The sequence below is a fragment of the bacterium genome, from assembly GCA_030247525.1.
GTDB lineage: Bacteria > Electryoneota > JAOADG01 > JAOADG01 > JAOADG01 > JAOTSC01.
The window spans coordinates 1-7,600 of record JAOTSC010000159.1 but is presented as its reverse complement, the minus strand read 5'-3'; the positions used below and the strand labels follow the sequence as shown (position 1 = coordinate 7,600).

At 48.1% G+C, this 7,600-nt stretch carries 9 protein-coding genes; all 9 read right to left on the bottom strand.

The genetic code is table 11. The features are described 5' to 3' along the window. Window positions 1-236, bottom strand: a 236-nt coding sequence (locus OEM52_12335; protein MDK9700927.1) for a hypothetical protein, incomplete at its 3' end; no start/stop codon positions are given. 6 nt (window positions 237-242) lie between these two features. Next, complete coding sequence (locus OEM52_12330) at window positions 243-1,484, bottom strand: pyridoxal phosphate-dependent aminotransferase (protein ID MDK9700926.1); 1,242 nt, start codon at window positions 1,482-1,484, stop codon at window positions 243-245. After that, window positions 1,465-2,778, bottom strand: a complete 1,314-nt coding sequence (locus tag OEM52_12325) for a flippase (GenBank protein ID MDK9700925.1) — start codon at window positions 2,776-2,778, stop codon at window positions 1,465-1,467. Before OEM52_12325 ends, OEM52_12330 begins: the two co-directional genes overlap by 20 nt. 54 nt (window positions 2,779-2,832) lie before the next feature. Beyond that, window positions 2,833-3,489, bottom strand: coding sequence for an N-acetylmuramoyl-L-alanine amidase (locus tag OEM52_12320; protein MDK9700924.1), 657 nt, complete (start codon window positions 3,487-3,489; stop codon window positions 2,833-2,835). Beyond that, on the bottom strand, window positions 3,486-4,970 hold the full coding sequence (locus OEM52_12315) for a bifunctional metallophosphatase/5'-nucleotidase (protein ID MDK9700923.1): 1,485 nt from the start codon (window positions 4,968-4,970) through the stop codon (window positions 3,486-3,488). The genes OEM52_12320 and OEM52_12315 overlap by 4 nt, the downstream gene beginning before the upstream one ends. Before the next feature lie 68 nt (window positions 4,971-5,038). Beyond that, on the bottom strand, window positions 5,039-5,401 hold the full coding sequence (locus OEM52_12310) for a hypothetical protein (GenBank protein MDK9700922.1): 363 nt from the start codon (window positions 5,399-5,401) through the stop codon (window positions 5,039-5,041). Continuing rightward, window positions 5,394-6,389, bottom strand: a complete 996-nt coding sequence (gene hprK / locus OEM52_12305) for an HPr(Ser) kinase/phosphatase (GenBank protein MDK9700921.1) — start codon at window positions 6,387-6,389, stop codon at window positions 5,394-5,396. The genes OEM52_12310 and hprK overlap by 8 nt, the downstream gene beginning before the upstream one ends. Window positions 6,390-6,392: 3 nt before the next feature. Beyond that, complete coding sequence (raiA, locus tag OEM52_12300; protein ID MDK9700920.1) at window positions 6,393-6,683, bottom strand: ribosome-associated translation inhibitor RaiA; 291 nt, start codon at window positions 6,681-6,683, stop codon at window positions 6,393-6,395. Then, window positions 6,680-7,600 (bottom strand): tyrosine-type recombinase/integrase (locus OEM52_12295; protein MDK9700919.1); only part of this gene is annotated, 921 nt, incomplete at its 5' end. The genes OEM52_12295 and raiA, both read right to left, overlap by 4 nt.

Sequence of the window (7,600 nt, the reverse complement as noted above, 5' to 3'; positions counted from 1 at the left end):
TTGTCGCGTTGGTTACGGGCAAATCCCTCAAATGCAGTGGGGTGGTCAAGGTTATGCCAGTAAGGATGTCGGAAATCATTGGAGCCAATGTTTAAATACTTAGGGTTACTCGGTCGAGCCGTTACATCATACACGTGCAAACCGTAATAGTCCGCTGGCAACCGCTGAATTTTCGCACCCAATGGCTGCAAGAGTTTGTTCGTCAGTTTTCCGAATATTGTAATGATACTGCTCATTTTTTCTCACTGGATTCGATTCGACAAGTAACGATGAACTGTCTTGATGGCAGACCTTAGACGCTCTGATTCCATGATGTACGTAAACACAATGTGTTCGCCGGGAATGTTGTAAAAAAATCCCGGATGAACGAAGATGTGCTCTTCCTCCAACAACCCAACACTAACGTCCTCGGCGTGTAAACCAAACGGTAATGCAACGACAAAATACACTCCCCCGGCCGGATGATGAAACTCAAATCGGGGATCATTCGCAAATTCATTAATGACAATGCTCCGGCGAATCGCCAACAGCTCGGCTATCATACGGGAAGTATCATCGGCAGTCAATCCATCGCGAAGCGATAACACGTTTGCTGCAAACGACTGCGCAATTTCACTGACAGGGAGAAACGTGTCTGTGAGATAGGTTAGTGCTTTGACCGCTTTGTTCACTGCTGCGCTATCGGTTCCGTCGACGACAACCCAACCAATCTTATGCCCAGGCATTGCCAATGCTTTCGAGAAGCCATTCAACAAAAACGACAATGGGTAACTGTTGATAGCAGTCGGACGAGGCAGTGGCGTTGTATTTACTTTTCCTGCTTCTGTGAAACGAAATTCGGAGAATACTTCATCGAAAATTACCGGCAATTGATGGCGGCGGCATACTTCGCTCAGTTCAGTTAACTCTGCTTCAGAATGAACTGCTCCGGTGGGATTATGCGGCGAAACCAAACAGATTGCCCGGGTATCCTTAGTCACTCTGTTGTTAATCCGATCCGCCCAAATTCGCCACCCGCTCGATTCTTCCAAAGGATAGTTACGAACTTGCAATCCCGATAACTCAGCAATGTCGTCGAACAACGGGTAACTTGGTTCGGGACACATCACCTCCCCTTGATCGATGCTGAACATCCGAAACAACAAGAAGTAAGCGAGGCTGGTGCCGGGTGTGATAACAATGTTTTCCGGTAAAACCGTAACGCCACGTCGGCGATACCATGCGGCGATTGCGTTGCGAAGTTCGATTTTCCCTTTTGCATCGGGATGATAGGTTTGTACGGTCGTTGCAGCAGCTTGATACAACTCCGGTACTAGTTTCGGATCGAACCGTAAACCATTTTCAAACCATGGCACATTCACCAGATCGATGACGTCAACTCCGACCGAAGACAACTGCATCATCTTGGTAGTCAATTCATTTTCGGCTGTATTACTAATCCGCTCTGCAAACGATGAGAATAGTTTAGCGTCCATTTGATTCATTCGTATTCTCATGAAGGGCTTGTGGATTCCAAGGAAGCAACTTGCGTTTCGACAATACAAACAACGTACAGATTACAACAAGTAGTTCAGTTAAAATCACAGTCCACGCCATCCCTACTGCTCCAAACCGCGTTGCTAACCAAGCAGCCAATACAATATGTGCGGCCGCAGAGATGATTGTTATTCTGTTATACATTTTATCAAAACCAAGCGGCAACAACCATTGCACTGCGAAGACATTACTCATTGCGCCGGTTAAAATGAGCAATGATTGCCAGCGAAGTACTTCGGTCGCCTCTTCAAAACCAGCTCCTAAATAGTATTTTGTATAATAGGGTGCAATAACAAAGTTGAACAAAGAAAGAACTGCGCTCGAGGAGAACATCAACAAGGAACTCTTTATGATTAGCTTCCGGCCTTCGTCTCTGTTTCTGACTAATGTATGACTCATACGAGGAAATGTAGCATAGGTAATTGGTGCTGTTATTGCGCAAAACGCTTTTCCAAGTTTATCGGCACCCGCGAAGATACCCACTTGAGCCGGTGATGTAAACAAACCGAGTACAAACACATTTGCCGTTGAATAAAAATTGATCGACATTCGTGAGAAAAACAACGTGAGTCCCAATCGTATCATTTGCCATGACAGCGCTATCGTCGGCAAGACAAACGGCATTTCCCGATAAGCCAACATCGCGGCAAACAGCATCGAAACAATGTTCGCGATACTATAGAAAAGAAACACCAACCATACGTCGTCCGGTTCATGAATGAAAAAGAAAATCGCAACGGTCGCAAGTCCTTTTGCCAGAAAATCAAGCAAAGCAACCCATTTCATTTTCTCCATCCCTTGAAAGTACCAAACGAAACTAAATCCCAAAGAGATTGCCCAGACGATCCCCATCCAGAAAATTAACGGATTGGTACGAAACGATGTTAGAAGTTGTTGTAGGGGGATGCAAATCAGGAGTAACCCAACACTCAAAAGCAGTTTTGCTCCGATTACCCCGGCGACAATTTGACTGCGTTTCCATTTGTCATCGCGAAAGCGCGATACTTCGCGGGTACCCGATTGTATGAAATTGAAATCGACAATCGACGTTATGTAGAGGGCAAAGCTCTGAAAAAACGCAAAGACGCCCCACCCTTCTCGACCAAGGGTTCGTGTGAGGTAGGGGATCGTTATCAAGGGGATTAAATAGTTCACAATATGGACGAGATACAACCAAAGGATATTTTTTACGATACCCTTGCGAAGTTCCTCTCGGACTCGATGTACCAACTTATCGATCAAAATAACTCAACCAGGATCTCAAGCAATGCTTGTTTAACACCAATACACAATGTCCTACCGATCCTTTGGATCAGGCATCCAGCTCTTTTCGGAACGCGGCCACGGATCGGGAAACGGCGCTTCATCGGACGCAACTTTCCATTCTTCCGGCGTCATATTCGGGTCTTTCTTTCCGTTCTTAGCAATCGCGCGGTGGCTTATTACTTTGCTAATCGAGTGCTCTGATTTCAGCCATTGTATCAATTGACGGCAAGCTGCAAGTTGCTTCAGCGAATATGCCCGACGCTCACTTCCTTCTCCATTCCAAACATGAAGCAACTCGATACCGATTGAGAAAGGATTATGATTCGGTTTGGCGCGAGTCGCATGAATCGCGGCCTCGGTTACTGGAACCATCTCGATTATTCTACCAGACGGTTCGATAACGAAATGAACTGATGCGTGATAGCGATCCCAGATTTTCTTCATCCGACGATAGGTTAAGTCTTCCGGGTGCTTGGGATCAAAACTCGCATGGAGTACGATGGTCGTTATCGGCATTCCTTTGCGGTCTTCGAAGAACTTCGACCAATTCTTACTAGTACTGACAATCTCCGGTTTCACTACAGGCAAAACGGGATTGCCAAGCGTATCGCTAACCACTTGTGCGAACGAACCCCATGCCCAAGCAACACTCAAAGCAAGAACGCATAACTTGTAAATACGGTTCATTCGGACTTTTTCCACCAACCGGTTACATGCGGTACAATTGTTTTCTTTGCTTCAATATCCAGCATAAGGACTTCTTTCGTCGGTGTTCCCATATCTACCACATTAGATTGTCCCAGTGGAAAGCCAAAGTACTTCTCCCATTGCGCAGTCACATAACTATTGGTCGCAATCGAATATATCTTTGCCGGATCGAAAGCAACCCCATTCACTGTGAGATCAGTGACTTGACCGCTTTTGATCGTAACAGTCACACCACTGGTCTGAATAAAATCCCCTTCGACGGTAGCGCGATACTCAAACATTCTCTTCAACTCGGCCCCAGTAACTGTTGCCTTTGCAATGCTGTTGCCAAAGGGTTCAAGCTGCCAGAGTTGTTTCTTGGTAATCGTTCCGGCAAAAACATCGACCCGGATACCTCCCGAATTATACAACCCGATATCCGTCTTCATGTAGCTTTGCAGAGCTTCGCACACCCATGTTCCGACGTTCGATTCGCCGTCGTAAACCCGGATGAAATCCCCATCGAGTTTTCCTAATGGTTGATCGAGTTCCTTGCTTACTAATACTTCCTGCGCGCGTAAAATCGGAATTGCTTTCGGATCCATTGGTGTACGGTAGGACTTGCCAATCGGAACAACCTTGTAGGTCGAACTTACAACCTCATTGTTCTCGGTATCGACTTGTAAATCAACTCGCCCCAAGTAGCGGCCAGAACTGCCTGCTTGTACGATGCGCGTCCCATTCACAAACCAATCTCGGTTGATTAGGGTGTGGGAGTGCCCGCCGACAATGAGATCAAATCCCGGTACTTGCATCGCTAAGAGACTATCTTCAACTGCACCTTGATGAGTTACGGCGATAATCACATCGGCGTCCGGCTGCATCTTCTCGACGAATGCCCTCGCGATGGGCACAACTGGTTGAACTTCGATATCGATGAGGCGATCCGGGTGAACTACATCAGCCAATCCCTCCAATGTCAATGCCAGTACAGCAATCTTTATCCCGTCACGTTTGATAATCTTTCCCGATGCGAATAATTGCTTGTTGTTCACTTTATCGAACAGGTTAGCCGAAGCTAACGTAATCGAGGTATCCAACCGGAATTGAAACGCTTGCAGAGCCGAAATACCATAGTCGAATTCGTGATTGCCAACGCACATCACATCCGGTTTGATTAGATTCAAAATGTCCGCTTGACCGGAACCCTTCGTCAACGCAGAAATTGCGCCACCGGTAAACTCATCACCGGCAACAAGGGTAATCGAACGTTTCGCATCCTTCCGCCAAACAGCCAATTGTCCAGCGATATACTGGATTCCGCCAATGGAATCAATCTTTCCGGTTTCCGGGTTTTTTGTCGGTTGGGGAAGATTCATCGAGTGTTCGTCGTTGTAATGAAACACCGATAGCGGCAGCGTCGCAGTGAACGCAACCGAAACAAACGCGAAGACAACAAGAAAGGATAAGCCTCGTTTCATCGGAAACTCCGGTTAAATATCCTCGTAGTTTATAAAATTTTGATACGGTTGCCAACTCAAAGCGGGGGTCAGGAAAGGGAGAGACCGCGAAGGTGCGCCGATTCGCAAGCAGCAAGCAATTCTTGCAACGGTAACAGCTTGCGTTTGGTGGCAAATGAAAGCAAAACGGGCAAGGAAAATCCGGTGAAAATGTGATCCTCCGGATTCATGCATCGCTGAACTGCCCGTTCGGCAGAGCTGCACGGCGCATCGACAAACCACACGATACATTGCCCGGGTAGGGTTGATGGGCGCGTTATATCAGGTGTATCCGGATTGACTTGCATTGCGAATAGCGCACAATCGATGAAACAAGTTGCTGTAACCTCTTCAACGATTGCCGCGCCCCACTCATTGCGAGTGACTACAACACCGAGCGGGGGTTCATTCATAATCGCCCTTGAGATAATTTCGTAATTCGCGCTTGCGTTCGATTTCCTGACTCAGTCGCTGCGAAAAATCGACGGCGGTATTAACACCGTGTAGTTTGAGAAGATAGTTCAATGCAACAATTTCTGCGAGGACGGCTAAATATTTCCCGGGAAGCACTGGCAATTTTACATGCGGCAACTTTATGCCAAGAAAATCAGTCTCATTCAGTTCGATCCCAAGTCGTTCGATTTCCGCTTCACTGGGATCGTTGACCAATTCCAGAACGATTTCCACGCGCTTCTGAAATCGCACTGCCCGAACACCAAACATTTTCTCGACGTCGAGTATTCCCAATCCGCGAACTTCGATTAAGTGGCGCAAGAGTTCCGGTGCCCGTCCCATTAGGACACCACTCATCCGTTTTGATATTTCGACGATGTCATCGGCAACCAACCGGTGACCGCGTTCGACCAAGTCAAGTGCAAGTTCCGATTTTCCCGCTCGCGCTTTGCCCGTCACCAACACCCCAACACCGTACACATCTACAAGTACTCCATGGGTTTGCATCGCCGGGGCGAATTGTTCATCGAGTGCCGTAACAAGCATACTGCTAAGTTCAGTAGTCGAGAGACTGGTGGTGAATACCGGGACATCCGCCAAATCCGCCGCTAATAACATTTCCTTGAGTGGAGTGTTATTGTCGGTAACGACAACCAACGGCAGCTTCAGTTTGAAAACTTTAGCAATCCGTTCCGCCCGCTCGGTTTGTGGCAGTCCGCGAAGATATTCATTTTCGGTATTGCCAAAAACCTGAATGCGATCCCAGCGATAATTCCCGAAGAATCCGGCAAGTGCCAGTCCCGGACGGGTTAAATCTTTCTCGCGAATCGGACGCGACAATCCCCCTTGCCCGGCAACCAGCCGAAATTGCAGCCGGTCGCCGAGTTCATTGAGGATTTGTTGTGCGGTTAGATTCGATTCAGTTGGATTCGGATTTAAATCGTTCATTCGTTACAGCTTTTTCAATTTCTCTTTGTAGCGCTGGAGTTGAACTCCCGCTTTCTTCATTACGGTGGGTACGAGGGTAATAAACTGCTCAGCTCCTTCGATTTCACTGTTCATAACATGATTCGGAACATGGATTGTCACATCGACATGGCGGACACCGTGGTCGGTCGTCAATACGACATTCACATCCTGAATGTTGTCGAAGTGTTTCTCCAAATCGTGCACTTCTTTTTGCACAAGGTTCTCTAACTTTTCGGACAATTGAAAACGGCGAGCTGTGACCTGCAGATTCATTTCTCCTCCTTCGTTACTGAACCGCCCCGCGGGTGGAGTTTACGAACCAACTCCCGCAACGGTCCAGGGTCTAAATGGGTGTAAATTTGCGTGGTTGCCAAGCGGGTGTGTCCCAATAACTCTTGTACTGCCCGTAATTCGGCGCCACCCGACAATAAATGACTGGCATAACTGTGACGCAACTGGTGCGGCGTCACCGGCATCCCCGACCGCAATCCGCCCAGCAGTGCGGCAACGTGGCGCTGCACGGTGCGAGCTGTAATCGGTTTATTCGTTTTACCCGTCAAAATATGCCCCGAAGCGATACCGGCATGAGTTAGCAACCCCCGCTCTATAAGATACGATTCTAATGCCTCCCAAGCACTCTGGGAAAGCGGTACACTACGTTTTTTTCCTCCTTTTCCAATCACTTCCAACCGTTGTTCGGCTGGCCGTAAATCAGATAATCGTAATGAAACAAACTCCGAGACCCGCAATCCGGTTCCGTAGAGCCCTTCCAGGATCCAGCGGTCGCGGTGGGTCAGTGTGGGAGACAATTCGTCCATGGTTCGGTTTAACGGCGCTTCGGAAATCGCTTTCGGCAGTGATTTGTCGGGACGGGCGACTTTCGTCGGTTTCGTTGGATTCGATTCGACGATGCCGCGACGCAGCAGAAAACGATAAAATGAGGAAACTGCCGCCCGTCCGCGGGATACGGTTCGAGCGCTGAGACCGGATTTGGTTTGGGCGGTAAAAAAGCGTTGCAAATCGTAGGCGGAGGCGGCGACAACTTTCGCCTCCGGAGTATCACCTAACCATTGGAAGTACACTTCAATGTCGTGCTGGTAGCTCTTCCGGGTAAGCGAACTGCCGCTACGACGGTAGGAAAGGTCGTCAAGAAATGCTGTAAGCCATTCGGAGCAAGTCATACTATCCTG

Coding starts and splice junctions, on each gene's coding strand:
- hprK (MDK9700921.1), bottom strand. CDS start 6,389: ATGAACGATTTAAATCCGAATCCAACTGAATCGAATCTAACCGCACAA.
- raiA (MDK9700920.1), bottom strand. CDS start 6,683: ATGAATCTGCAGGTCACAGCTCGCCGTTTTCAATTGTCCGAAAAGTTA.
- OEM52_12310 (MDK9700922.1), bottom strand. CDS start 5,401: ATGAATGAACCCCCGCTCGGTGTTGTAGTCACTCGCAATGAGTGGGGC.
- OEM52_12320 (MDK9700924.1), bottom strand. CDS start 3,489: ATGAACCGTATTTACAAGTTATGCGTTCTTGCTTTGAGTGTTGCTTGG.
- OEM52_12330 (MDK9700926.1), bottom strand. CDS start 1,484: ATGAATCAAATGGACGCTAAACTATTCTCATCGTTTGCAGAGCGGATT.
- OEM52_12315 (MDK9700923.1), bottom strand. CDS start 4,970: ATGAAACGAGGCTTATCCTTTCTTGTTGTCTTCGCGTTTGTTTCGGTT.